This window comes from Streptacidiphilus sp. P02-A3a, assembly GCF_014084105.1.
Lineage (GTDB): Bacteria > Actinomycetota > Actinomycetes > Streptomycetales > Streptomycetaceae > Streptacidiphilus.
The window spans coordinates 750925-774576 of record NZ_CP048289.1; the positions used below are offsets into that span (position 1 = coordinate 750925).

A 23652-nucleotide genomic window follows, 5' to 3' on the forward strand; every position below is an offset into this window, starting at 1 on the left:
AGCGGCCATCGGAGTGGATAGCCTCGGGGCACGGAGACTGGCGAGTGGGAGCGAACAGTGACCGATCACGGAGTGCACGGGCACGGAGCCGAGGGACGGGCGCTCTACGAGCGCGCGGAACTGACCGAACAGGCCGAGGCGGCGCTCAGCCGGCTCTGCGGCGGCTTCCGGGAAGGCGGTACCAACCTCGGCGACCTGCTGCTCTACAGCGGCTCGGCCGGGTTCGGGAAGACCGCCGTGCTCGCCGAACTGCGCCGCGCGGCCACCGCCCGGGGCGCGCTGATCCTCTCCTCCCGAGGCGGTGAGCAGCAGCGCAAGGCCCCGTTCCACGTGGTGCGGCAGCTGCTCCAGCCGCTGCTCGCGAAGCTCGGCGAGCAGGAGCAGCGGGAGCTGCTGGAGGCCTGGTACGACATCGCCGCCCCGGCGCTGGGCCTGGTCCCGGCCGTGCCGCAGCAGCCCGGGGCGCTGCTGGAGCCGCAACGTGAGGGCGTCAACCAGGCCTTGGACTGGCTGCTGACCCAACTGGCGGTCCGCCGGGGCCCGCTGGTGGTGATCGTGGACGACCTGCACTGGATCGACGCCGAGTCGCTGGACTGGCTGAGCGGTTTCGTCGGGCGGCTCCCCGGACTGCCGGTGCTGCTGGCCCTGGCCTTCCGCCCGGAGGACCTGCCGGACTCGGCCCGCCCGCTGCTGGAGTACGGCGCGGTGGCCACCCAGCACCGGGCGGAGGGTCAGATCGGCGTCCAGATGCAGCTGCGGACGCTCGGCCCGGCCTCGACCGAGCACCTGATCCGCAAGGAGCTGGGCGAGGACGCGGACGACATGTTCTGCCGCGAGGCCTGGTCGATCACCGGCGGCAGCCCGTTCGACCTGGTCGCGCTGATCGCCAAGATGAAAGACCGGGGCCTGGGCCCGGTCGACGAGAACATCCGCGAGCTGCGCGGGCTGGTCGCCGCCAGCCGGGGCCACGGCATCTCCAAGCGGCTCTCCCTGTTCGGCCCGGACACCACCCGCTTCGCCTACGCGGCGGCGGTGCTGGACACCGAGATCAACCCGGACATCGCCGGGCGGATGGCCGTGCTGAACCCGGCCGGCCAGCGGACCGCCGTGGAACGGCTCTGCGAGGAGCGGATCCTGCGCGAGTCGATGGACGCGAAGGGCCGCCCGGTGCTCGAGTTCGTGCACCCGACCATCGGCACCGCCGTCTACCAGAGCATGCTGCTGTCCGCGATGCGGACCTCGCTGCACGGCAAGGCGGCGGCCGAGGTGATCGCGGACGGCGCGAGCGCCGCCACCGCCTCCCGGCACCTGCTGGAGACCTATCCCGAGGACGATCCGGCCGTCGTGGTCATCCTGCGGCAGGCCGCCGTCGAGCACATGGCCATGGGCGCGCCGGAGGCCGCCCGGCGCTGCCTGGAGCGCGCGCTGGCCGAGCCCCCGGCCGAGGAGTACCGCGCCGACGTGCTGTTCGAGCTCGGCCGCTCGGCGCTGCTGACCGACCCGCACGCCACCGTCAACCACCTGCGCCAGGCGCTGGGCGCCGCCCCCGGACTGAACCCGCGCCGCCGCGAGGAGGCCACGCTCCGGCTCGGCCAGGCCCTCGGCCACAGCAACCGGATGGCCGAGGCCGCGCAGGTCACCGCCGACGAGATCACCCGCACCCCGCAGGGGCCCGGCCGGGTCCGACTGCAGGCCGCCTACTACATGTGGCGGGCCTTCCTGCGCGACCAGGAGGACGGCGCCGAGTGCTCCGCCCGGCTCGCGGAACTCTCCGACGAGCTCTCGGCCGAACTGTCGGACGGCCTCCAGGACACCTCGGAGGCCGGGCCGCGCGCGGTCAAGGTGGTCCGCGCCTGGGACCTGGCGATGCGCGGCGCCGACGCCGCGGAGACCCTGGCCCTGGCCGAGCACGCCTTCGAGGACGGCCGGCTGATCGACGGCCTCGGCTGGACCAACACCACCTGGGGCTTCGAGATCCCGATCCTGCTCGGGCTCAGCTACGCCTACAACGACCGGCTCGACCTGGCGTCCAGGCTGGCCAACGAGGGCGCCCGGAGCATCGAGCTGGCCGGTTGGAGCGGCGGCCACCAGGCGTTCACCAGCTTCCTCGGCGGGATGGTGCTGAACCGCTGGGAGCGGCTCAAGGAGGCCGAGGCGCTGCTGCGGACCACCCTGCGCCGCTCCGACCGGCTCGGCCGGAACACCCCGTTGCAGTGGGACATCGTCGGCGTGCTGATCGACACCCTGCTCGGCCGGGGCCGGGTGGACCAGGCGGTGGAGCTCGCCGCCGAGTACCACTTCGAGGCGCCCTATCCCGAGGTCATGGCCCTGCCCGACGCGCCCACCCTGCACGGACGACTGCTGCTCGCGCAGAACCGGCGCAAGGAGGCCGCCGAGGAGCTGGCCGAGGCGGGGGTACAGCTCCGGGCCAGGGGCTGGCGCAACACCGTCTGGGCGCCCTGGGCCGGACACCTGGCCCAGGCGATCGCGCCGGAGGAGCCGGAACGGGCCAGGGAGCTGGCCGCCGAGGCGCTCGCCCAAGCCCGGGTGCACGGCACCAACTCGGCCGTCGGCACCGCCCTGCGACTGTCCGCCTCGGTCGCCGAACCGGGCGAGGCCCTGGGCCTGCTGGAGCAGGCGGTGGAACGGCTCGGCCAGTCACCGGCGGCGTACGAGTACGCGCTGGCGCTGGTCGACCAGGGCGCGGCGCTGCGCCGGGCGGGTCGGCCGCGGGACGCCATCGCCCCGTTGGAGCAGGGTGTCGACCTGGCCGTGCAGTGCGGCGCGGACGGCCTGGTGCAGCGCGGCCGGGGCGAACTGGTGGCCTCCGGCGCCAGCCCGACCCGGGTGCACTCGGTGGTGGTGCGGGTGCTGAACCCGGAGGAGCGGCAGGTGGCGGTGCTGGCGGCGCGCGGGCTGGGGGTGGAGCGGATCGCCGAGGAGATGAACATCGGCGTCGGGGTCGTCGGCGCCCTGCTGGCCGCCGCGCACCGCAAGGTGGGCACCGGCCCCGAGGGCCTGGCGGCGGCGTTGGAGCAGGGGGAGTGAGCCGCGACCGGGACCGGACGGGGGAGCGCGGGGGAATAGCGGGTCCACCGGACCCGTTGCACCCTGGAAGCGAAACCGTCGAGACCGCCGAGCCGAAAGGGTCATCGCGCCATGAGCACGCTTGAGCTCACCAAGGACAACTTCAACGACACGGTGGAGGAGAACGGCTTCGTCCTGATCGACTTCTGGGCGTCCTGGTGCGGTCCGTGCCGGACTTTCGGACCGGTCTACGAGAAGGCCGCGGAGAGCCACCCCGACCTGGTGTTCGCCAAGGTGGACACCGAGGCGCAGCAGGAGCTGGCGGCGGCCTTCGAGATCCGCTCCATCCCCACCCTGATGATCATCCGCGACCGCACCGTGGTCTTCTCCCAGCCGGGCGCCCTCCCGGCGCCGGCCCTGGAGGACCTGATCAAGCAGGCCCGGGCGCTGGACATGGACGAGGTCCGCCGCGAGGTCGCCGAGCAGCAGGCCCAGGGCAGCGCCGAATAACCCGCTGACCTGACCTGCCTCGGCCCGAGCCGGGCCGACCGCTCAGGGCCGACCGCTCAGGGCCGACCGGACCAGGAGCGCTGCGGTCGGTACTCGACCACGGTCAGGGCGAGCGCCACATGGCGGTCCACCAGCTCGTCCAGGGTCAGTTCGCCGTCCGGACGGAACCACTGGGCGACCGCGTTGCACATGGCGATCACGGTCCGCCGGGCCTCGTCCGGGTAGGGGGTGAGGAACACCCCCGCCGCCACGCCGGAGTCGATGGCGTGGCGGAACAGGTTGGTGGCCTCCGCATGCCTACGGCTGTAGCGGGCCAGCCGCTCCGGATCGAGGCTGCGCTCCTCGGTGAGCAGGATGTTGCTCCGGGCCAGGTGCTCGGCGCGGAACCGGGTGGTCGCCGCGACCACGGCGGACAGCCGGTCGGCGGGCTCGTCCCCGACCTGTTCCAGGGCGGTGGCGCAGGCCGCGAAGTACGCGTCGAGCCCCTCGTCGAGGATGGCGTGCAGGAGTTCCTGCTTCCCCGAGTAGTAGTGGTACATCGCCGACAGGCTCATCCCGGCGCGCTGGGCGATGTCGCGGATGGAGGCGCTGCCGAATCCCCGAGTCGAGAACTCCTCGCGGGCGGCCTCCAGCAGGGCGTTCTGTCCGGCAGGTCGCATGGCTGTCCTTGCTCGGGTGACTGATCGATCGTTCAGATTCTAGCCCGGATCGCCCCGGCGGGGCGAAGGGATGGCATCGGTCACATTGCGTCCACCCACTGGACAAGGGGTGCCCGGGATCCGCTAGCTTAACGATCGTTCGTCAAGACGCGACCGTTCTGCCGTTGCAGGAGCCCTCATGAGTGTTGAGACCGCCGCCAGTGCCACCGACCCCGCCGGGGTCTTCCAGGACGGCCTCGCGCAGGGCGAGTTGCGCTACCAGCAGTGCCGCTGGTGCGCGGACCGCTCGGCCGGGGCCCGGCTGCTCTGCGCCACCTGCGGCGGCACCGACTTCGTCTGGGAGCGCAGCTCCGGCCAGGGCCGGATCTACCGGATGGCCCCGCCCGCCACCGCCGCCGAGGTGGAGCGCCTGGTCGTGGTCGAACTGGACGAGGGCTTCCGGATGCACGCGAGGATCGCCGCGGTGCCCGCCCACCGGCTTTGGCAGGGCGCGCCGGTGCGGCTGGAGGCGGCCACCGGTGACGGCGGCGCGCTGCGCCCGGTGTTCCGCCCGGTCGCTGCCTGAGGCGGGCCGACACGGACTGTTCAGCGGGGGACCCCTTCAATGCAGTGCTACATCCTTACAGTGTGCAGTGCATACCGCGTCATCTCGCCAGTAGGGGGCAGCACATGAACAGCACCGCCACGGCCGCGAAGCCCGCCCGGCCGGTCGTCCGCCGCATCGGTTCCGCGGCGGTCGTCGCGGCCATCGCCGCCGCCGGGCTGGGTCTGGGCGCGGGCACCGCCGCCGCCAAGTCCGCGATCTCGATCAGCGTCCGCAGCGGCATGGTCGTGGTCGGCCGGACCGTGCAGGTCTCCGCCACCGGCGACAGTGACGACTTCGGCGGCACGCCGATGCAGCTGTGCGTGGACGAGCGGATCGGCGACGGCGGCTGGCAGCAGGCGCACTGCGTCACCGGCGGCTGGACGCGACTGGGCGTCAGGGCCCAGCACCGGGGCGAGTTGCAGTTCCGTGCCCAGCTGTTCGCGCTGGTCGGCCGGCAGCACCGGGTGCTGGACCGGACCTCGGACGCGGTCACCGTCCGGGTGCGCTGAAGCCTGCGCTGAAGCCCGCGCCGAAGCCTGCGCTGGAGTTCGGGGCGGCGGCTCACACCCCGCATATGGACGACTCTTACCCTCCCCAGTAAGGTATGCCTAAGCTAAGTCCGCAGCTCGGTGGACTCGCTCGGCATCGGCACGACCGGGACGGCCCCGGGGAGGAGTCCAGCTTTCATGTGGGACGACGCGTTTCCCAGTTTCCTGATCGGGCTGCGGGAGGGACTGGAAGCCGGGCTGATCGTCTCGATCCTGGTGGCCACGCTGGTCCGGGCCGGTCAGAAGTCCCGTCTGCCGCAGGTGTGGACCGGGGTGCTGGCGGCCATCGCCCTCTCGCTCAGCTTCGGCGCGGTGCTCACCTTCACCGCCGCCAACCTGCCGACCAGTGCGCAGGAGGCCTTCGGCGGCGCGCTCAGCGTGATCGCGGTCGCCTTCGTCACCGCCATGGTGTTCTGGATGCGGCGCAACGCCCGCAACCTCTCCGGTGAGATCAAGGAGAAGGTCGCCGCCGCGCTGGCGGTCGGCTCCGGGACGCTCGTCCTCACCAGCTTCCTCGCGGTCGGCCGCGAGGGGCTGGAGACGGCGCTCTTCATCTGGACCACCGCGCAGACGGCGGGCAGCTCCACCGGCCCGCTGATCGGCGCGGCCATCGGCCTGGTGCTCGCGGCGGTGCTCTGCTGGGCGCTGTACCGGCGGGTGCTGAGGATCAACCTCACCAGGTTCTTCACCTGGACCGGGGTCGGACTGATCGTCATCGCGGCCGGAGTCCTCGGCTACGGGCTGCGCGACCTGCAGGAGGGCAACGTCCTTCCGGGCGGGACCGCCTTCGCCTTCAACCTCGGCGGCAGCATTGACGCCAACTCCTGGTACGCGACCCTGGTGCAGGGCGTGTTCAACCTGACCACGGAGATGACCTGGCTCCAGATCGCCGCCTACGCCGGGTACCTGGCGATCGTGATGACCCTCTTCGTCCGAGGCGTCCGCACCCCCGCGCCCGCCCCCGCGCCTGTCCCCGCCGCTGATCCCGCCGCGCCCGCCGCCGCCGCGCCCGCCGCCGCCGCGCCCGCCGCCGCCGCGCCCGCCGCCGCCGCGCCCGGCTCGGGAGGCCGCCGCCGGTGGCTGCTGCCCACCGCTGTCGTCGCGGTCCCGGCCGTCGTCACCGGTGCGGTGATCGCCACCAGCGACGGCAAGCCCGCCGCCGCCGCCACCGTCACCGTCTCGCAGACGGCCTGCGGCCAGGGCTTCAGCACCCCCGAGCCCGGCCAGCAGGTCTTCCAGATGCGCAACACCGGCAGCCAGACCTCCGAGGTCTACCTGATCAACCCGACCACCAACGCCGTCTACGGCGAGGTCGAGGGGATCGCCCCGGGCACCACCCGGGCGCTGACCGCGACCATAGGCAGCGGCGACTACGCCTGGCGCTGCGTGCCCACCTCGGGCAACGCGGTCACCTCGGCCACCGTCCACGTCTCCGGCGGCACCGCCGTCGCGGCGGTGATCCCGCTCGCCGCCGCCGACCTCGACGCGCCGCTGGCCCAGTACAAGGCGTACGTCAACGCCGGTCTGGCCACCCTCGTCCCGGAGACCCGGAAGCTGGCCGCCGACCTGCACGCCGGGAACCTGGCCGCGGCCAAGGCCGACTGGCTCACCGCGCACCTGGAGTACTCCTCGCTCGGCGCCGCCTACGGCACCTTCGAGGACTTCGACCAGGAGATCAACGGACGCGCCGACGGCCTGCCGCTCGGGGTGGCCGACCCGGGCTTCACCGGTTTCCACCGGCTGGAGTACGGCCTGTGGCACGGCCAGTCCGCGCGGAGCCTGACCGCCGTCGCGGACAAGCTGGTCACCGACGTCGACGGGCTGCGCAAGGCCTTCCCGACCCAGGACTTCGACCCCACCGACCTGCCGCTGCGGACCCACGAGATCCTGGAGAACACCCTCCAGTTCGAGCTCACCGCCGACACCGACGAGGGCAGCGGCAGCAACCTCGCCACCACCCAGGCCAACCTGTCCGGCACCGAGGAACTGCTCACGGTGCTGCGCCCGCTGATCACCAAGCGCAGCCCGGCGCTGCTGGCGACCGTGGACGCGGACATCAGCCGGGTCTCGGCGCTGCTCGCCGCGCAGCACACCCCCTCCGGCTGGACGCCGGTCCAGCAGCTCACGCCGACCGCCCGGGAAACCCTCAACGGAGCCGTCGGCCAGCTCCTGGAAGACCTCTCGCCCATCCCCGACCTGCTTGAGATCCGGAAGTCCGCCTGATGACTGATCACCTCCAGCCCCCAGTGACCCAGCCGTCGACCGGCTCCTGCCCGTTCGGTTTCGGCGCCGCCGCCGGCGCGCTGTCCGAGGTCCCCGGCGGCACCTCGCGCCGCACCGTGATGAAGACCGCCCTGGGCGCGGGCGCGGTGGGCGCGGCGATGGCCGGTGGCGCGCTCAGCCTCGGCGCGGGGACGGCCGCCGCCGACACCGCCGCCCCCGGCGACGGCGGCGCGGTGGGCTTCTACGGCCCGCACCAGGCGGGGATCACCACCCCGGGCCCGGCCTACGCGCTGTTCCTGGCCTTCGACGTGATCGCCGCCGACCGGGCCGGTCTGGAGGCGCTGCTGAAGACGCTCACCTCCCGGATCGCCTTCCTCACCTCCGGCGGGACCCCGCCCGACCTGGGTGTCGGCGCGCCGCCGTCCGACAACGGCATCCTCGGCCCGACCGTCCCGGCCGACGAGCTGACGGTGACGGTCGGCGTGGGCGCCTCGCTGTTCGACGGCCGCTTCGGCCTGGCCGCGGCCAAGCCCCGCAAGCTCACCCCGATGAAGACCTTCCCCAACGACAACCTGCGGGCCGCCGAACTGCACGGGGACCTCTCGCTGCAGATCTGCGGCGGCCACCAGGACACCGTGCTGCACGCGCTGCGTGACATCGCCAAGCACACCCGGGGCCAGCTCCAGGCCAAGTGGCGGGTCGACGGCTTCCAGAACACCCCGCGGCCGAGCGGCGCCCAGCGCAACCTGCTCGGCTTCAAGGACGGCATCGCCAACCCCGACACCACCTCCGCCCGGCAGATGAACCAGCTGGTCTGGGTCGACTCCGGCAGCGGTGAACCGGCCTGGGCGACCGGCGGCAGCTACCAGGTGATCCGGATCATCCGGATGCTGGTCGAGTTCTGGGACCGGGTCTCGCTGAACGAGCAGGAGCTGATGTTCGGCCGCCGCAAGGACACCGGCGCCCCGCTGGACGGCGCCAACGAGACCGACGTCCCGGACTACGCCAAGGACCCGCAGGGCAACGCGATCCCGCTGGACGCGCACATCCGGATGGCCAACCCGCGCACCGCGAAGACCGACGACTCGCGCATCCTGCGCCGGGGCTACAACTACGACCGGGGCCTGGACAGCAACGGCAACCTGGACATGGGCCTCGCCTTCTGCTGCTACCAGCAGGACGTCCAGCGGCAGTTCGAGGCGGTGCAGACGCGGCTGATCGACGAGCCGCTGGTGGACTACATCTCGCCGACCGGCGGTGGCTACTTCTTCGTGCTGCCGGGCGTGGCGAACTCCGCGGACTGGCTCGGGCGGGGGCTGCTGGCGGCGACCTGACCAGCGGGGCTGTCGGGTTGTCAGTGGCGGTGGGTACTGTGCGTGCCTGTCGGGACACGTGGCGTCGCCCCTGGGGGAGCGGGGTCGCGGCGCGTGTCCCCGCCGACGTACGAAGGGGAGATACGCCATGTCCGACACCCTCACCGGCCCGGTCGCCACTGCCGCCTGCCGCCTCTGTCCGCCCCGGGGCGGGGTGGTGGTCGCCGCCTACTCCGGCGACGGCCCCGCCCGACCGGCCGGGCACCGCGCCCGGGAGGAGTCCGCGACCACGGGCGTCCCGCACCACGACCACTACGACCCGGTGCTGGACGCCTTCGTGGTGGTCCGTCACCACCCCTGACCCCCGGGGAACACAGCGGGGGCCGACAGCCCCATCAGCTGTCGGCCCCCGCTTGACCCTTTCCGGCCCGCTCACGCACCCACCCGCCCCGGCGCTGGTGGGGCGGGGTGGCGGTGGCGGCCGACGCCGCTGCCCGGCCCTAGTAGTACAGCTCCGCGGCCAGTCGGTCGGCCTGGCCGCTGCCGACCGTGCCGGTGTTGCCGCGCACCTCGGTGGTGCCGCCCGCGTTGGACGCCCCGCTACCGGTCGCGCTCTGCTGCGAGCGGTTCGCGTTGCCGTTCACCGCGCCGCTGAGGTTGCCGGAGTCGAGGCTGCTGACGACGCTGCCGTTGGAGTGATCGCTCGCGGCGGCGGTGTTGGCGGTCGCCGACGCCGTACCGATCCCCAGGCACATACAGGCTGCCAACGCGGTGAAGGCCGTGAAGATGCGCATTCGGGACACAAGGTCTCCCTGTTCGAATGAAGTGCGTGGTTCGAATGAAGTGCGTGCTGAAGGTGACGGTTGGGGCTGGCCATCCCCGGTCCGTCGAGAGCTGACTGACGTCGCGCACCCAGCATTCACCAACAAGTCGACAAAGTTCCATCTTGATTGGTAAATATCCCCCATAGGAGTCAGCATCCTGTGCGTGACGCTTTGTCCTGCCGCGCGGGCGCGTCAACCCCTGATTGACCGGGGGGCGCGCGGTACGACCGTGCGCCGGGCGGTGCCATCGGGCAAGGTGGTGGCGGAGAGGCACCGCGTGGGGTGCGCCGGCCAGGAGCGGGGAGGAGCAGCGGGTGCCGCAGGGCAGAAAACCAGGTCGCCGAGTTCGCCGCCCCCACCCCGGCGCCACCCCCACCGAGCCGACCCCCGCCGAGCCGACCTCCGCCGAGCCGAGCCCCACCGAGCCGACCTCCGCCGAGCCGAGCCCGTCCGGTGCCGTGTCCGCCGACACGTTCGCGGTGACCCCGCAGGAGGCGCCCGGCACGTCCGGCGCGGCGACCGCCCCGACCGCCACCCCCGGCCTGCTCGGCCACGCCGAGCCCGTCGGTACCACCTTCGCGTCCCTTGAGCAGGTCTCCATCACCACGCCCCTCCCCGCCGCGCCCGAACCCTCCGCCGAGCCCTCCGCCGAGCCCGCGCCCGAGCGCGCCACCACGCGCAGGCCCCCCGCCGCCCGCTCCGCCGAACCCGAACCGGGCCCCGAGCCGGAGCCTCCCGCCGACGACTGGGCCGCCTTCGGCGGCTACACGCCCCCCGCCGGGATCCCCGTCGCCCAGCTGCGGGTCGGCGCCCCCGGCGCCGCCCCCTGGCCGGACCGGATGCGCACCCTGCTGCGCACCCCCATGTCCGAGCGCCCCACCTTCGAGCGTTCGGCCACTCCCGGCCACGCCGAGATCGGCCGCAACGTCCCACGCATCCTCGACCTGACCCTCCGCATCGGCGAGCTGCTGCTCGCCAGCGGAGAGAGCGCCGAGGACGTCGAGGCGGCGATGCTCGGCGTGAGCCACGCCTACGGCCTGGACCGCTGCGAGCCGCAGGTCACCTTCACCCTGCTGGCCATCTCCTACCAGCCCTCGTTGATCGAGCCGCCGGTCACCTCGACCCGGGTGGTCCGCCGCCGGGGCTCCGACTACACCCGGCTGGCCGCCGTGTACCGGCTGGTCGCCGACATCACGGCGGAGAAGACCAGCGTCGAGGACGCCTACCGGCGGCTGGCGGAGATCCGCCGCAACCGGCACCCGTACCCCGGCTGGCTGCTGTCGCTCACCTCCGGGCTGCTCGCGGGCGCGGCCACGCTGCTGGTCGGCGGCCAGGCGGACCCGCAGGCCGGGCTGGTCTTCGTCAGCGCCTTCTTCGCCGCCGTCGTCGGCGACCGGCTGGCCTGGGCGGTGGCCAACCGGGGACTGCCGGAGTTCTACCAGTTCGTGATCGCGGCGATGCCCGCCGCCGCCCTGGGCGTGGTGCTCACCCTCGCCAACAGCGGGCTGCGCGGCTCGGTGCTGATCACCGGTGGGCTGTACGCGCTGCTGCCGGGCAGGGCCCTGGTCGCCGCCGTCGCCGACGGCCTGACCGGCTTCTACATCACCGCCGCCGCCCGGCTGCTGGAGGTGCTCTACCTGGTCGTCGGCATCATCCTCGGCGTGCTGCTGGTGCTGTACGTCGGCGTCAAGTTCGGCGCCGACCTGCACCCGGAGCAGACCCTCTCCACGCACAGCCTCCCGGCGCTGCAACTGCCCGCCGCGATGGCGCTGACCCTGCTGTTCGCGGTGCTGCTGCAGAGCTCCCGCCGGGTACTGCCGATGGTGACCCTGCTCGGCGGGGTCGGCTGGTCGATCTACGGCGTGCTGGACGTCGACGCGCACGTGTCGCCGATCATCGCGACCGGCGTGGCGGCGGTCATGGTCGGCCTCTTCGGCCAGCTCGCCTCGCGCTACCGCTACGCCTCCTCGCTGCCGTACGTCACCGCCGCCCTCGGCCCGCTGCTGCCCGGATCGGCGATCTACCTGGGCCTGCTCTCGCTGGCCCGGGGCGAGGCGCTGGTCGGGCTGATCGCGGTGTCCCGGGCCGCCGCGCTGGCGCTGGCGCTCGCGGTCGGGGTCAACCTCGGCGGCGAGGTGGCCCGGCTGTTCCTCCGGGTCCCGCAGGGCGAGGGCCCCGCCGTCGCGCGCAGCGCCGCCAAGCGCACCCGCGGCTTCTGAGGGGCGGCTGCCGATGACGACGACCCCGAACGACCCGGACCCGGTGGAGGCGAACCACCACTTCCACTTCGGCGAGTACTACGTCCACCACATCCAGGACCCGGGCAAGCAGCCGCTGCTCCTGCTGCTGCTCGGCTTCATCCTGTCGTTCCTGTTCATCCGCTTCAGCGTGCGCATGATCCGGCGCGGGGTGCGCTGGTGGCCGGGCAACGTGACCCCGGGCGGCCTGCACATCCACCATGTCGTCTTCGGCATGTTCTTCCTGCTGGTCGGCGGCATCGGCACGTTCGCCACGGCCGGTACCCACCCGTGGATCGACGCCTTCGGGCTGGTCTTCGGCATCGGCTGCGGCCTGGCCCTGGACGAGTTCGCGCTGCTGCTGCACCTGGAGGACGTCTACTGGAGCGAGCAGGGGCGCAAGTCCGTGGACGCGGTGATCGTCGGGATCCTGTTCACCAGCCTGCTGCTGGTCGGCTACCTGCCGCTGGGGCTCACCCCCGGGGACCGGGTGCACTGGCTGCTGATCGGACTGATCAGCTTCAACGCCCTGTGCACGGCGGTGACCTTCTTCAAGGGCAAGTTCTGGAGCGGGATCCTCGGGATCATGGTGCCCGGTGTGTCCTGGATCGCGGCGGTGCGGCTGGCCCGGCCGTTCAGCCCGTGGGCGCGCTGGCGCTACACCCGCAGGCCGCGCAAGTTCGCCCGGGCCCGCCGCCGCGAGGCCCGCTTCCACCGGCGGACGGACCACGCCCGGCAGTGGCTGTTCGACCTGATCGCGGGCAAGCCCACCCCGCCCGGAGTCCGCCCCACCCGGGCCCACCAGCTGGCCGAGCGGGTGGCGGAGCGCCTGGCCGCGTCCCGTGCGGCCGGGTACCCGCGCAGCTACCTGCCGCCGGACGAGCAGCGGATCCGCAGCCTGACCCGGCTCAACCGGCTGGCCGCCCGGCGCACCGCGAGCAGCGCCCGGTCGAAGACCGGACCGCACACCCGGACGCCCGCCCAGCCGTCCGCCGCCGACCAGCAGCCCACCGTCGGAGCCACCGCCGGATCCCGCCGCCGGGCCGCCGCCGCCCGCCGCCGCACGGTCGCCGCCGGACGCCGCCGGGGGGCGGCCTCGGTCCGCCGCGGCCGTAGCTGACGGGGCGTCACCCGTCCGGCTGTCCGGCGCTGCGGGACGGCCCGCCGCCGCACAGACTGGGTGCAGCCCGCAGTCCGCCGTCCCGTCCGGAGGGTCGAGTGCTCCACCGCCTGCCGCTGCGCGCCCGGCCCGGGCGCGTCCTGCTCTGCTCCCTGCTGGCGCTCGCGCTGGCCGGGCTGCCGCTGACCGGCACCGCCACCGCCGACGACCCGCCCCCGGGCCCGGGTGACCTGGAGACCGCCCAGCAGACCGCGCGGCAGACGGCGCGGCAGGTCGCCGACGTCGAGCGGCAGCTCGCCGCCGCCGAGGCCCAGGAGCAGGACCTCGACGTGCGGGCCGAGCAGGCGGTGGAGCGGTACGACGGCGCGACCGTGCACCAGCTGCTCGCCACCCAGTCCGCGATCCAGGCCGGGACCGCCGCCGCCCAGGCCGAGGCGGGGCGGCAGGCCGCCCGGACCGCGGCCGGGGAGCTGGCGGCGGAGCAGTACCGGCTGGGGGTGCCGTCGGGCCTGGTGGGCTTCGACGGCGTGCTCCAGGCCAAGAACGTCCAGGACGCCGACTCGGCGCGGGAGGTGCAGCGGGACGTCGACGGCCGGGCCCAACTGGTGCTGACCGCGGCCACCGGCGCCGCCGCCCGCGCCGCCGCGACGGCCGCCGCCGCCGTGCGGGCCTCGGCGGTCGCGGCCCAGGCGGCGGCGCAGGTGCTCCAGGCCCGGCAGCAGGTCGAGGCCCAGCTCGCCCAGCAGCGGACCGAGGTGGCCGCGCTGGACGCCCAGCACGCCACGCTGCTCGGCGAGCTCGCCGCGGCGGAGCAGGTCTCGCTCGACCTGGTGCGCCGCCGCGAGCGGGCCCTGGCCGACGCCGCGACCACGCGCGCGGCGGTGGCCTCCCGCCGGGCCGCGCTCGACGCCCCGGCCCCGGCCGACTCCGACGCGGTCGCCGTCCCTGACCCCGCCGAGCCGGACCCCGCCGCCGCCGTCAGCTACGCCCGCGCCCAGCTCGGCCTCCCGTACGTCTGGGGCGCGGCGGGCCCGGACACCTTCGACTGCTCCGGCCTGACCATGCGCGCCTGGGAACGCGCCGGGGTCCCCCTGCCGCACTACGCCGCCGACCAGTACGCCCGTTCGCGGCCGCTCGGCTACAGCCAACTCCGGCCCGGCGACCTGGTCTTCTGGTCCCACGACGGCACCCCGCAGGGCATCTACCACGTCGCCCTCTACACCGGCGACGACCAGATCATCGAAGCCCCCCGCACCGGCGCCGTGGTCAAGACCGCCAGCCTCTGGATCATGGGCGCCCCGAGCTACTACGCCCGCCCCTGACCCCAGCCGGTCCGTGCCCGGGTCCGAATCTCCGTTGACCGGTTCCGCGGTCCTCGGGACCATGCCCGGGTGGACTTCACCGATGACGATGTCGCGGAGCTGTACGACCTGGCGAATCCCTGGGACCCCGACCGGTGGCCGAGCGACCGGTTCTACGACGGCCTGGTGGCAGCCGCCGGATCGACGCTGGACGTCGGCTGCGGGACCGGGCAGATGCTGCGTGAGGCCCGGGTCCGCGGCCACCAAGGCCGTCTGCTGGGCCTCGATCCCGACCCGGCGGCGCTGGGACGGGCGCGGCGGCGCACCGATGTCGAGTGGGTCGAGGGGAGGGCCGCCGACATCGCCTGGCGTCGGGAGTTCGACCTGGCCACGATGACCGGCCACGCCTTCCAGTGCCTGCTGTCCGACGAGGAGGTCCGGGCCTCCCTCGCCGGGATCCGCGGCGCCCTGCGGACCGGCGGCCACTTCGCCTTCGAGACCCGGCACCCGCAGGCCCGGGCCTGGGAGCAGTGGACGCGGGGAGACTCCGGGGACATCGCCTTCACCGACGGACGGGTGCTGCGGCTGGGGTACCGGATCGAGGTCCGCGGTGACGTCGTCGACACCACCGAGGTCACCTCCCTGGCCGAGGGCACGGTGCTCCGCGAGGACACCGGCAGCCTGCGGTTCCTGGACGTCGGCCCGTTGAACGTGCTCCTGGCCGAGTCCGGCTTCGAGGTCGAGGGTCAGTACGGGGACTGGCGGCGCGGACCGGTCACGCCGGAGAGCGGCGAGATCATCACGATCGCCCGCGCGACGTAGCCGGCCCGCCAGGCCGGGCGAAGTGACGGATGAACGGTGACACGGAGCGGAGCGGCGGCATGGACAGCTGGTTGGCGGACACCCGGTGGTTGGCGGACACCCGGAGCTCCTACGACACGGTCGCGACCAGCTACGCCGAACAGATGCGCGAGTCGCTGGACGGCAAGACGTACCTGCTGGCGGCGTTGCGGCTGTTCGTCGAGGCGGTACGGGCGGCCGGGGGCGGCCCGGTGGCCGACCTGGGCTGCGGGCCCGGACACGTCACCGCCCACCTGCGCCGGTCGGGGGTCGACGCCTTCGGCATCGACGTCTCGCCCGGGATGGTCGAGGTGGCCCGCGCGGACCACCCGGGGATCCGGTTCGAGGTGGGCTCGATGACCGGGCTCGACCTCGCCGACGGGTCGCTCGCCGGGGCCATCGCCTTCTGGTCGCTGGTGCACGTCCCCGACGAGGCGGTGCCGGTGGTCCTCTCCGACATCGGCCGGGTGCTGCGCCCGGACGCGCCGCTGCTGATCGGCTTCCACGCGGGCGACGGGTCGCGGCTGAAGACGAAGGGCTACGGCGGCCACCCGATGCGGGTCCACGTCCATCGCCGCAGTCCGGCCCTGATGGGCGGCTGGCTGCGCGACGCCGGGTTCACGGTCGAGGCGGAGCTGCTGACCGATCCCGCGGGGGAGCACCCGGGGGCGCTCCTGTTCGCCCGCAGCCGCCCGCGCTGACGCTCTGTCCGCTCGCCCCGGACCGCGACAGCGGCCGTGGGACGACGAACGCCGCCCCTGCCGGAGCCGGGGCTCGGCGGGGGCGGCGTCGACGGGGAAGCCCGAGCGGCGCGTCAGTGCGCGCTTCCGGACTCCTTGAGGCGGTTGATCGAGTTGACGATCTCCTCCTCGGCCTCGACCCGGCCGACCCAGTGCGCGCCCTCGACGGACTTGCCGGGCTCCAGGTCCTTGTAGACCTCGAAGAAGTGCTGGATCTCCAGGCGGTCGAACTCCGACACGTGGTGGATGTCCCGGAGGTGCTCCCAGCGCGGGTCCGACGCGGGGACGCAGAGCAGCTTGTCGTCGCCACCGGCCTCGTCGGTCATGTGGAACATGCCGATGGCACGGCACTTGATGAGGCAACCGGGGAAGGTCGGCTCCTCAAGGATGACCAGCGCGTCCAGCGGGTCGCCGTCCTCGCCGAGGGTGCCCTCGACAAAGCCGTAGTCGGCCGGGTAGCGGGTCGAGGTGAAGAGCATCCGGTCAAGGAAGATGCGACCAGTCTCGTGGTCGACCTCGTACTTGTTCCGCGAACCCTTCGGAATCTCGATCGTGACGTCGAACTCCAAGGCTCCTCCAATGAGAGACGTGTGCAGCCAATAGTGTCTCCTACGTCATGCAGTGCTCAGGAGAGGGGCAGGTCCGGATGGGTTCCAGGTGGTGGGTGCGCGCCGCGCGCGGCTATGCGCTGGCGTCGACGCGCACCGTCGTGCTGGCGGCGGGCGGGATCGGGCTGGTGCTCGCCGCGACCAGCATCGCCGCCACCGGACCGTGGCAGGACGGCCAGCGGGTCGCCCAGCGCCGACTGGGACAGACCGCACGGACCACCGGGAAGCCGCCGAAACCGCGGCTCATGGCGGTGCCCGCGCCCAGCTGGCAGCCCGCGCAGGACGTGCTGCGGCCGGCGGTCGGCGCGACCGGCGCCGCCGCCCCGCTGCCGGTGCCGTCCGCCCTCGCCGCCGAACTCGGCCCGGACCTGGCCGTGCCCGCGCTCGGCCGGGCAACCGCCTCGGTGGTGGACGTGGCCACCGGGCGCGGCCTCTACGCCTCCGCCGCCGCCACCCCGCTGACCCCGGCCTCCACCAACAAGATCGCCACCGCCACCGCCGCGCTCACCCTGCTCGGCCCGGCGCACCGGTTCAGCACGCGGGTGGTCACCGCCGCCCCCGGCCGGATCGTGCTGGTCGGCGGCGGCGACCCGACCCTCACCGCCGCGCCCACCGGCGGCGGCGACCCGCAGGCCAGCCTGGCCACGCTGGCCACCCGCACCGCCGCCGCGCTCCGGGCCGCCGGTGTCCGCAGCGTACGACTCGGGTACGACACCTCGCTGTTCACCGGTAGCCCGCTGCACCCGATCGGGGTCAACGACAACATCGCCCTGGTCCAGGCGCTGACCGTGGACGAGGGCCGGATCGACCCGGCCAGCACCGAGGACGCCCCGCGTTACGCCGATCCGGCCGCCACCGCCGCCGCCGACTTCGCGGCGCTGCTCGGCGCGCGCGGGATCAGCGTCCAGGGCGCGCCCGCGCAGACCACCGCGCCCGCCGCCGCCACCCCGCTGGCCCAGGTCCGGTCGCAGCCGCTGTCGGAGATCGTCGAGCGGATGCTGACCAACAGCGACAACGACATCGCCGAGGCCCTGGGCCACCAGATCGCCGTCGCCGCCGGGCGGCCCGCGACCTTCACCGGCGGGGCCACCGCCGTGCTGGACACCCTGCGCGGGCTCGGCATCCGGCTGGACGGCACCCGGCTGTACGACAGCAGCGGCCTGGACAGCCAGGACGCCCTGCCCGCCGACGTGCTGACGCAGCTGCTGGCGCTGGACGCCTCGCCCGCGCACCCGGAGCTGCGTCCGATCGTGCTGGGCCTGCCGGTCGCGGGCTTCACCGGCACCCTGGATCCCGACGTCGAGGGCTTCACCAGCAGCGTCGGGCTCGGCGTGGTCCGGGCCAAGACCGGATCGCTGTCGACCGTCAACACCCTCGCCGGTCTGGTCGTCGACCGTGACGGCAGGCTGCTGGCCTTCGCGTTCATGTCCAACGGCGGCGGCGACCCGGTCGCCGCCCGGTCCGCGCTGGACGTGCTCGCCGGGCGCGTCGCCGCATGCGGCTGCCGCTAGTGGGCAGGAACACGTACGGTGGCAGGTGACACCCCCTCCGGAGGAGTGAGAGCGGACATGGCAGACATGGTCGACTGGGGTCTCGCGGTGTCCACCGCGACCCGACTGGTGCGTCCCGGCCCCGAGGTGAGCCGGGAGGAGGCCAGGGAGGCCGTCGCCGAACTGCGCCGCCACGCGGCCTCCTCGGAGCAGCACGTCCGCGCGTTCACCGGGATGGGCTCGCCGAGCGGCGGCACACCGGTGCTGGTGGTGGACCGCCCGGGCTGGATCAAGGCCAACGTGGCCGGGTTCCGCACCATCATCACCCCGCTCACCGAGCGGATGCAGGCGCGCCGGGCCGACATCCCGGGCAGCGCCGCGCTGGGCGTGGTCGGCGGCAAGGTCACCGGTCTGGAGGTGGGGATGCTGCTGGCGTTCATGTCCTCCCGGGTCCTCGGCCAGTACGAGACCTTCGCCCCGGCCGAGATCCCGGCGGACCTGTCCGGGCTGGACGAGGCGCACCCGACGCCCCCCGGACGGCTGCTGCTGGTCGTCCCCAACATCGTCCAGGTCGAGCGCGAGCTGGAGGTGAACCCGCAGGACTTCCGGCTCTGGGTGTGCCTGCACGAGGAGACCCACCGCACCCAGTTCACCGCCGTGCCGTGGCTGCGGGACCACATCGAGGGCGAGATCCAGACCTTCCTGGCGGAGACCGACGTGGACCCGGCGACGCTGCTGGAGCGGCTGCGCGAGGCCATCGGCTCGCTGCCGGGCGGCGGCTGGCCCGGCTCCGACGAGGAGGCCGGCGGTCTCGGCGGCAGCCTGATCGACGTGGTGCAGAGCCCCGCGCAGCGCGCCGTGCTGGGGCGGCTGACGGCCGTGATGTCGCTGCTGGAGGGGCACGCGGACGTGGTCATGGACGGGGTGGGACCGCAGGTCGTGCCCTCGGTCGAGGAGATCCGGGAGAAGTTCCAGCAGCGCCGGGCCAAGGGCGCGGGCCGACTGGACCAGCTGCTGCGCCGGCTGCTGGGCCTGGACGCCAAGCTGCGGCAGTACCAGGACGGCGCGGTGTTCGTCCGGGCGGTGGTGGACGCGGTCGGCATGGAGGGCTTCAACCGGGTCTGGACCTCGCCGAACACCCTCCCCACCAAGGAGGAGATCCACGACCCGGCCGCCTGGGTCGCCCGGATCCACAAGTAGCCCGCCCACAAGTAGCCCGCCCACGAGCGGTCCGCCCGCGAGCGGCCCGCCGCTGAGCCGACGACGCCGCCCCCGACCCGGTCGGGGGCGGCGTCGGCTCATGGAGAACCTGTGGTGAAACGGGTGGAGTAACGTTTCGCCATTCATCCTTCCGGGCGGAACCGGGGGATTGTGGCAACCGGTGCGGTGCGCGGCACGGAAGACTTCTGCGACGATCTGTCCGCGATCCCGTCGCCACGATTCGTGATATGCCGATCACTCTGTGAGACGATTCGGCAGCCCTCCGTCCCCCGGCTCGACCCGAGGAGTGATCAACCATGGGTCCGCATCCCGCAGTGGCCGCGATACGCCTGGCAGTACGCCGGGTCCTCAACGACGTCGCCGCCCAGGTACCCGAAACCTTCGCCGGCACCCCCACCGACCGGCACCCGGCCCCGCGCCCGGTGCCCGCCCCCGCCCACCCCGTCTTCCACCCGGTCGGCGACGTCGACCCCGAGCACGCCAAGCGGCGCACCCCCCGCCCCCGCCCCGCGCCGGACGCCCCGCTGGTGCTGGTGGCCGTCAGCGGCGGCGCCGACTCCATGGCGCTGGCCGCCGCCACCGCCTTCGAGGCCGCCAGGATGGGCCTGCGGGCCGGGGCCGTCACCGTCGACCACGGACTACAGCAGGGCTCCACCGCCCGCGCCGTGGAGGTCGCCGGGCGGCTGCGCGCGCTCGGCCTCGACCCGGTGGACGCCCTCGGCGTCCGGGTCGGCCGGGGCTGGGCGGCGGCCCACGGCGGCGGCCCGCGGCAGGGCGGCGGCGGCCCCGAGGCCGCCGCCCGGGACGCCCGCTACGCCGCGCTGGACAGCGCCGCCGAACGCCACGGCGCCCGGGCGATCCTGCTCGGCCACACCCGGGACGACCAGGCCGAGACCGTCCTGCTCGGCCTCGCACGGGGCTCGGGGCCGCGCTCGCTGTCCGGGATGGCCGCCGCCACCGGGCGCTACCGCCGTCCGTTCCTCGACCTCGACCGCAGCACCACCCGCCAGGCCTGCGCCGTACTCGACCTGCCGGTCTGGGACGACCCGCACAACACCGATCCGGCCTACACCAGGGCCCGGGTCCGGCACGAGGTGCTGCCGGTCCTGGAGAAGCACCTCGGCGGCGGCGTGGTGGAGGCCCTGGCCCGCACCGCCCGGCTGTTCCGGGACGACGCCGACGCGCTGGACGCCTGGGCCGCCCAGGTCGAGGCCGACGCCCTGGACGAGAACGGCCTGGACGTCCGCAAGCTCGCCGAGGTCCCGCCCGCCGTCCGCCGCCGGGTGCTGCGCCGGGCCGCGATCCGGGCCGGGAGCCCGGCCGGGGACCTCTTCGCCCGCCATGTCGAGGCGATGGACCAGCTCGTCACCGCGTGGCACGGGCAGGGACCACTGCACCTGCCGGGCGCGGTGGAACTGCGCCGCCGCTCCGGCCGCCTGGCCTTCCGCCGTCCGTAGCCCCTGACCAGGTATGGCAAGGTTGGACAGCAGACACCGGATCTCCAGCACTTGAGGAAGTACCGCGGGTGGACGAGAAGGACATGGGCACCGACCTTGCGAAGGTGCTGATCAGCAAGGACGAGATCGACGCCAAGCTGGGCGAGCTGGCGGCGCTGATCGACCGTGACTACGCGGGCAAGGACCTGCTGATCGTCGGCGTGCTGAAGGGCGCGGTGATGGTCATGGCGGACCTGGCCCGGGCCCTGCACAACCCGGTCACCATGGACTGGATGGCGGTGTCGTCGTACGGCATGGGCACCCGCTCCTCCGGGGTGGTCCGGATCCTCAAGGACCTCGACACCGACATCAGCGGGCGCGACGTGCTGATCGTCGAGGACATCATCGACTCCGGGCTCACCCTGTCGTGGCTGCTCAGCAACCTGCAGTCGCGCGGCCCGGCCTCGCTGGAGGTCTGCGCGCTGCTGCGCAAGCCCGACGCGGCCAAGGTGTCGATCGACGTCAAGTACGTCGGCTTCGACATCGCCAACGAGTTCGTCGTGGGCTACGGCCTCGACTACGCCGAGAAGTACCGCAACCTGCCGTTCGTCGGGACGCTGGCCCCGCACGTGTACGGCGGCTGAGACGCGCCACCGCCGAACGGCTGCGGCAAACGGGGCAGCGGAGCGGGAACAGTACGCAGTTTCCCTCCGTTGGACCCGGGGAAGAGCCGTTTGGCACCGGTACCGCGCCATCCAGATGGAGAATGGCTGCGGTACCGTCCAATTATCTGCTGTTCGCGCTCCAGGGCATGAACAGATGTAGGGCATGAACAGCGGATGACCAACCGGTCGAGGTCAGACATAGGACGCATCCACGGCCCGCGGGCCGTGAGATGCCGCACAGTGGCAGGAGGGACGGGGCGGCTCACGTCGCCCCGCATGGATGGACGTGAAGCGATACTTCCGTGCGCCGGTGATTTGGGTCCTGCTGGCGGTTGCCGCTGTCTTCGTGCTGATGACCGTGGTGTCGTCCTCGGCCGGTTACAAGACCGAGGACACCAGCGCAGTCGTCGCGCAGATCAACGACGGCAATGCCAAGGCAGTCCAGATCACGACTGGCGACAGTCAGATGATCAAGGTCCAGCTGAAGGACGGCAAGACCTTCGACGGCACCTCGCAGATCCAGGCGCCGTATGTGAACGACGCCTACGCCGCGACGCTCGCCGACAACCTGCAGAACCAGGTCAAGGGTGGGTCGGTCACCAGTTACACGGTGAGCCAGGACAAGCAGAACCCCTTCGTCAGCATCCTGCTGTCGCTGCTGCCGTTCGTGCTGATCGTGGTGGTCTTCCTGTTCCTGATGAACCAGATGCAGGGCGGCGGCTCCCGGGTCATGCAATTCGGGAAGTCCAAGGCCAAGCTGATCACCAAGGACACGCCCAAGACGACCTTCGCGGACGTCGCGGGCGCGGACGAGGCGGTCGAGGAACTGCACGAGATCAAGGAGTTCCTGCAGGAACCGGCCAAGTTCCAGGCCGTCGGCGCCAAGATCCCCAAGGGTGTGCTGCTCTACGGCCCGCCCGGAACCGGTAAGACCCTGCTGGCCCGCGCGGTCGCCGGGGAGGCCGGGGTGCCGTTCTACTCGATCTCCGGCTCCGACTTCGTGGAGATGTTCGTCGGTGTCGGCGCCAGCCGGGTCCGCGACCTCTTCGAGCAGGCCAAGGCGAACGCCCCGGCGATCGTCTTCGTCGACGAGATCGACGCGGTCGGCCGCCACCGCGGCGCCGGCCTCGGCGGCGGGCACGACGAGCGTGAGCAGACCCTGAACCAGCTGCTGGTCGAGATGGACGGCTTCGACGTGAAGGGCGGCGTGATCCTGATCGCGGCGACCAACCGTCCGGACATCCTCGACCCGGCGCTGCTGCGTCCCGGCCGGTTCGACCGGCAGATCGCGGTGGACCGCCCGGACCTCACCGGTCGGCACGACATCCTCAAGGTCCACCAGAAGGGCAAGCCGGTCGCCCCGGACGTCGACCTCATGGTCGTCGCCCGGCGTACCCCCGGCTTCACCGGCGCGGACCTGGCGAACGTGCTGAACGAGGCGGCGCTGCTCACCGCTCGCGGTGACAAGAAGCTGATCGACAACCTCACGCTGGACGAGGCGATCGACCGCGTCGTGGCCGGTCCGCAGAAGCGCACCCGGATCATGTCGGAGAAGGAAAAGAAGATCACCGCCTACCACGAGGGCGGACACGCCCTGGTCGCGGCGGCCTCTCCGAACAGCGACCCGGTGCACAAGGTCACCATCCTGTCCCGTGGCCGGGCCCTGGGTTACACCATGGTCCTGCCGGACGAGGACAAGTACTCGACCACCCGCAACGAGATGCTCGACCAGCTCGCCTACATGATGGGCGGGCGCGCGGCGGAGGAACTGGTCTTCCACGACCCGACCACCGGCGCGTCCAACGACATCGAGAAGGCCACCGCCACGGCGCGGGCCATGGTCACCCAGTACGGCATGACCGAGCGCCTGGGTGCGATCAAGTTCGGGACCGACAACTCCGAGCCCTTCCTGGGCCGGGAGATGGGTCACCAGCGCGACTACTCGGAAGAGGTCGCCGGGCTGGTGGACGAAGAGGTCAAGAAGCTGATCGAGAACGCCCACAACGAGGCGTGGGAGATCCTGGTCGAGAACCGGGACGTGCTGGACAACCTGGTTCTCGAACTCCTGGAGAAGGAGACGCTGAACAAGGAGCAGATCGCGGAGATCTTCCGTCCGATCGTGCGGCGTCCCGCTCGTCCGGCCTGGACGGGTTCGGCTCGCCGCACCCCGTCCACCCGGCCGCCGGTGCAGTCCCCGAGGGAGCTGGCGCTGACCAACGGCGCCCAGCTGATGCCGCCGGCTCCGGTCGACATCGTGAAGCTCCCGCCGGAGCCCACAGAGGGCTGACCAGCCTTTACGGCCCG

At 73.0% G+C, this 23652-nt stretch carries 20 protein-coding genes; 17 read left to right on the top strand and 3 right to left on the bottom strand.

What is annotated here, in order from left to right; all coding sequences use genetic code 11:
• Nucleotides 1-57 precede the first annotated feature (57 nt).
• Both GXP74_RS41770 and trxA read left to right on the top strand, forming a co-directional pair.
• Nucleotides 58-3048 (top strand): AAA family ATPase, encoded by a 2991-nt coding sequence (locus GXP74_RS41770; RefSeq protein WP_304940905.1) that lies wholly within the window; start codon nucleotides 58-60, stop codon nucleotides 3046-3048.
• Nucleotides 3049-3159: 111 nt separating this feature from the next.
• On the top strand, nucleotides 3160-3537 hold the full coding sequence (gene trxA / locus GXP74_RS03535; RefSeq protein WP_182449949.1) for a thioredoxin: 378 nt from the start codon (nucleotides 3160-3162) through the stop codon (nucleotides 3535-3537).
• 56 nt (nucleotides 3538-3593) lie between these two features.
• Here the strand turns inward: trxA and GXP74_RS03540 are convergent, their stop codons facing one another.
• Nucleotides 3594-4196, bottom strand: a complete 603-nt coding sequence (locus GXP74_RS03540) for a TetR/AcrR family transcriptional regulator (RefSeq protein WP_182449950.1) — start codon at nucleotides 4194-4196, stop codon at nucleotides 3594-3596.
• Between the two features lie 178 nt (nucleotides 4197-4374).
• On the opposite strand from GXP74_RS03540, the gene GXP74_RS03545 reads away from it, so the two are divergent.
• From GXP74_RS03545 to GXP74_RS03565, 5 genes are all read left to right on the top strand, one after another.
• Nucleotides 4375-4761: a Zn-ribbon domain-containing OB-fold protein gene (locus GXP74_RS03545; RefSeq protein WP_182449951.1), complete on the top strand. Its 387-nt coding sequence runs from the start codon at nucleotides 4375-4377 to the stop codon at nucleotides 4759-4761.
• Between the two features lie 104 nt (nucleotides 4762-4865).
• On the top strand, nucleotides 4866-5291 hold the full coding sequence (locus GXP74_RS03550; RefSeq protein WP_182449952.1) for a hypothetical protein: 426 nt from the start codon (nucleotides 4866-4868) through the stop codon (nucleotides 5289-5291).
• A 177-nt stretch (nucleotides 5292-5468) separates the two neighbouring features.
• A complete protein-coding gene (gene efeU, locus GXP74_RS03555; RefSeq protein ID WP_182449953.1) occupies nucleotides 5469-7553 on the top strand; it encodes an iron uptake transporter permease EfeU in 2085 nt (694 codons plus the stop codon).
• Entirely contained in the window at nucleotides 7553-8887 is a 1335-nt protein-coding gene (gene efeB, locus GXP74_RS03560; RefSeq protein ID WP_182449954.1) for an iron uptake transporter deferrochelatase/peroxidase subunit, read from the top strand. The genes efeU and efeB overlap by 1 nt, the downstream gene beginning before the upstream one ends.
• A 127-nt stretch (nucleotides 8888-9014) precedes the next feature.
• Entirely contained in the window at nucleotides 9015-9227 is a 213-nt protein-coding gene (locus tag GXP74_RS03565; RefSeq protein WP_182449955.1) for a hypothetical protein, read from the top strand.
• A gap of 139 nt (nucleotides 9228-9366) precedes the next feature.
• Here the strand turns inward: GXP74_RS03565 and GXP74_RS03570 are convergent, their stop codons facing one another.
• Nucleotides 9367-9660, bottom strand: coding sequence for a hypothetical protein (locus GXP74_RS03570; protein ID WP_225447691.1), 294 nt, complete (start codon nucleotides 9658-9660; stop codon nucleotides 9367-9369).
• 344 nt (nucleotides 9661-10004) lie between these two features.
• Here GXP74_RS03570 and GXP74_RS03575 point away from each other — a divergent pair, with 344 nt between their 5' ends.
• The 5 genes from GXP74_RS03575 to GXP74_RS03595 all read left to right on the top strand — a co-directional run bounded on the left by GXP74_RS03575 (nucleotide 10005) and on the right by GXP74_RS03595 (nucleotide 15889).
• Nucleotides 10005-11909, top strand: coding sequence for a threonine/serine exporter ThrE family protein (locus tag GXP74_RS03575; protein WP_225447692.1), 1905 nt, complete (start codon nucleotides 10005-10007; stop codon nucleotides 11907-11909).
• A gap of 13 nt (nucleotides 11910-11922) precedes the next feature.
• Nucleotides 11923-13047 carry a hypothetical protein gene (locus GXP74_RS03580; RefSeq protein WP_182449957.1) on the top strand — a complete coding sequence of 375 codons (1125 nt, stop codon included), beginning with the start codon at nucleotides 11923-11925 and terminating at the stop codon, nucleotides 13045-13047.
• A 98-nt stretch (nucleotides 13048-13145) separates the two neighbouring features.
• Entirely contained in the window at nucleotides 13146-14369 is a 1224-nt protein-coding gene (locus GXP74_RS03585; protein WP_182449958.1) for a C40 family peptidase, read from the top strand.
• 69 nt (nucleotides 14370-14438) lie between these two features.
• Nucleotides 14439-15170, top strand: a complete 732-nt coding sequence (locus GXP74_RS03590; protein WP_182449959.1) for a trans-aconitate 2-methyltransferase — start codon at nucleotides 14439-14441, stop codon at nucleotides 15168-15170.
• A 29-nt stretch (nucleotides 15171-15199) separates the two neighbouring features.
• Nucleotides 15200-15889, top strand: coding sequence for a class I SAM-dependent methyltransferase (locus GXP74_RS03595; protein WP_225447693.1), 690 nt, complete (start codon nucleotides 15200-15202; stop codon nucleotides 15887-15889).
• A 113-nt stretch (nucleotides 15890-16002) separates the two neighbouring features.
• Here the strand turns inward: GXP74_RS03595 and GXP74_RS03600 are convergent, their stop codons facing one another.
• Nucleotides 16003-16497 carry an inorganic diphosphatase gene (locus tag GXP74_RS03600; RefSeq protein ID WP_182449960.1) on the bottom strand — a complete coding sequence of 165 codons (495 nt, stop codon included), beginning with the start codon at nucleotides 16495-16497 and terminating at the stop codon, nucleotides 16003-16005.
• Between the two features lie 77 nt (nucleotides 16498-16574).
• On the opposite strand from GXP74_RS03600, the gene dacB reads away from it, so the two are divergent.
• The 5 genes from dacB (at nucleotide 16575) to ftsH (ending at nucleotide 23635) form a co-directional block, all read left to right on the top strand.
• Nucleotides 16575-18047, top strand: a complete 1473-nt coding sequence (gene dacB / locus GXP74_RS03605) for a D-alanyl-D-alanine carboxypeptidase/D-alanyl-D-alanine-endopeptidase (RefSeq protein ID WP_225447694.1) — start codon at nucleotides 16575-16577, stop codon at nucleotides 18045-18047.
• 57 nt (nucleotides 18048-18104) lie between these two features.
• The gene (locus GXP74_RS03610; RefSeq protein WP_225447695.1) at nucleotides 18105-19226 is read left to right on the top strand and encodes a zinc-dependent metalloprotease; all 1122 of its coding nucleotides are present in this window, start codon (nucleotides 18105-18107) and stop codon (nucleotides 19224-19226) included.
• A gap of 317 nt (nucleotides 19227-19543) precedes the next feature.
• On the top strand, nucleotides 19544-20704 hold the full coding sequence (tilS, locus tag GXP74_RS03615; protein ID WP_182449962.1) for a tRNA lysidine(34) synthetase TilS: 1161 nt from the start codon (nucleotides 19544-19546) through the stop codon (nucleotides 20702-20704).
• Nucleotides 20705-20772: 68 nt separating this feature from the next.
• Nucleotides 20773-21327 (top strand): hypoxanthine phosphoribosyltransferase, encoded by a 555-nt coding sequence (hpt, locus tag GXP74_RS03620; protein ID WP_182449963.1) that lies wholly within the window; start codon nucleotides 20773-20775, stop codon nucleotides 21325-21327.
• A 301-nt stretch (nucleotides 21328-21628) separates the two neighbouring features.
• Nucleotides 21629-23635 (top strand): ATP-dependent zinc metalloprotease FtsH, encoded by a 2007-nt coding sequence (gene ftsH, locus GXP74_RS03625; protein WP_182449964.1) that lies wholly within the window; start codon nucleotides 21629-21631, stop codon nucleotides 23633-23635.
• Nucleotides 23636-23652: the final 17 nt, after the last annotated feature.

Excerpts from the sequence above, each read along its gene's own strand:
- trxA (WP_182449949.1), top strand. The coding sequence starts at position 3,160 with ATGAGCACGCTTGAGCTCACCAAGGACAACTTCAACGACACGGTGGAG.
- GXP74_RS03540 (WP_182449950.1), bottom strand. The coding sequence starts at position 4,196 with ATGCGACCTGCCGGACAGAACGCCCTGCTGGAGGCCGCCCGCGAGGAG.
- GXP74_RS03545 (WP_182449951.1), top strand. The coding sequence starts at position 4,375 with ATGAGTGTTGAGACCGCCGCCAGTGCCACCGACCCCGCCGGGGTCTTC.
- GXP74_RS03550 (WP_182449952.1), top strand. The coding sequence starts at position 4,866 with ATGAACAGCACCGCCACGGCCGCGAAGCCCGCCCGGCCGGTCGTCCGC.
- efeU (WP_182449953.1), top strand. The coding sequence starts at position 5,469 with ATGTGGGACGACGCGTTTCCCAGTTTCCTGATCGGGCTGCGGGAGGGA.
- efeB (WP_182449954.1), top strand. The coding sequence starts at position 7,553 with ATGACTGATCACCTCCAGCCCCCAGTGACCCAGCCGTCGACCGGCTCC.
- GXP74_RS03565 (WP_182449955.1), top strand. The coding sequence starts at position 9,015 with ATGTCCGACACCCTCACCGGCCCGGTCGCCACTGCCGCCTGCCGCCTC.
- GXP74_RS03570 (WP_225447691.1), bottom strand. The coding sequence starts at position 9,660 with ATGCGCATCTTCACGGCCTTCACCGCGTTGGCAGCCTGTATGTGCCTG.
- GXP74_RS03580 (WP_182449957.1), top strand. The coding sequence starts at position 11,923 with ATGACGACGACCCCGAACGACCCGGACCCGGTGGAGGCGAACCACCAC.
- GXP74_RS03595 (WP_225447693.1), top strand. The coding sequence starts at position 15,200 with ATGAACGGTGACACGGAGCGGAGCGGCGGCATGGACAGCTGGTTGGCG.
- dacB (WP_225447694.1), top strand. The coding sequence starts at position 16,575 with ATGGGTTCCAGGTGGTGGGTGCGCGCCGCGCGCGGCTATGCGCTGGCG.
- GXP74_RS03610 (WP_225447695.1), top strand. The coding sequence starts at position 18,105 with ATGGCAGACATGGTCGACTGGGGTCTCGCGGTGTCCACCGCGACCCGA.
- tilS (WP_182449962.1), top strand. The coding sequence starts at position 19,544 with ATGGGTCCGCATCCCGCAGTGGCCGCGATACGCCTGGCAGTACGCCGG.
- ftsH (WP_182449964.1), top strand. The coding sequence starts at position 21,629 with ATGGACGTGAAGCGATACTTCCGTGCGCCGGTGATTTGGGTCCTGCTG.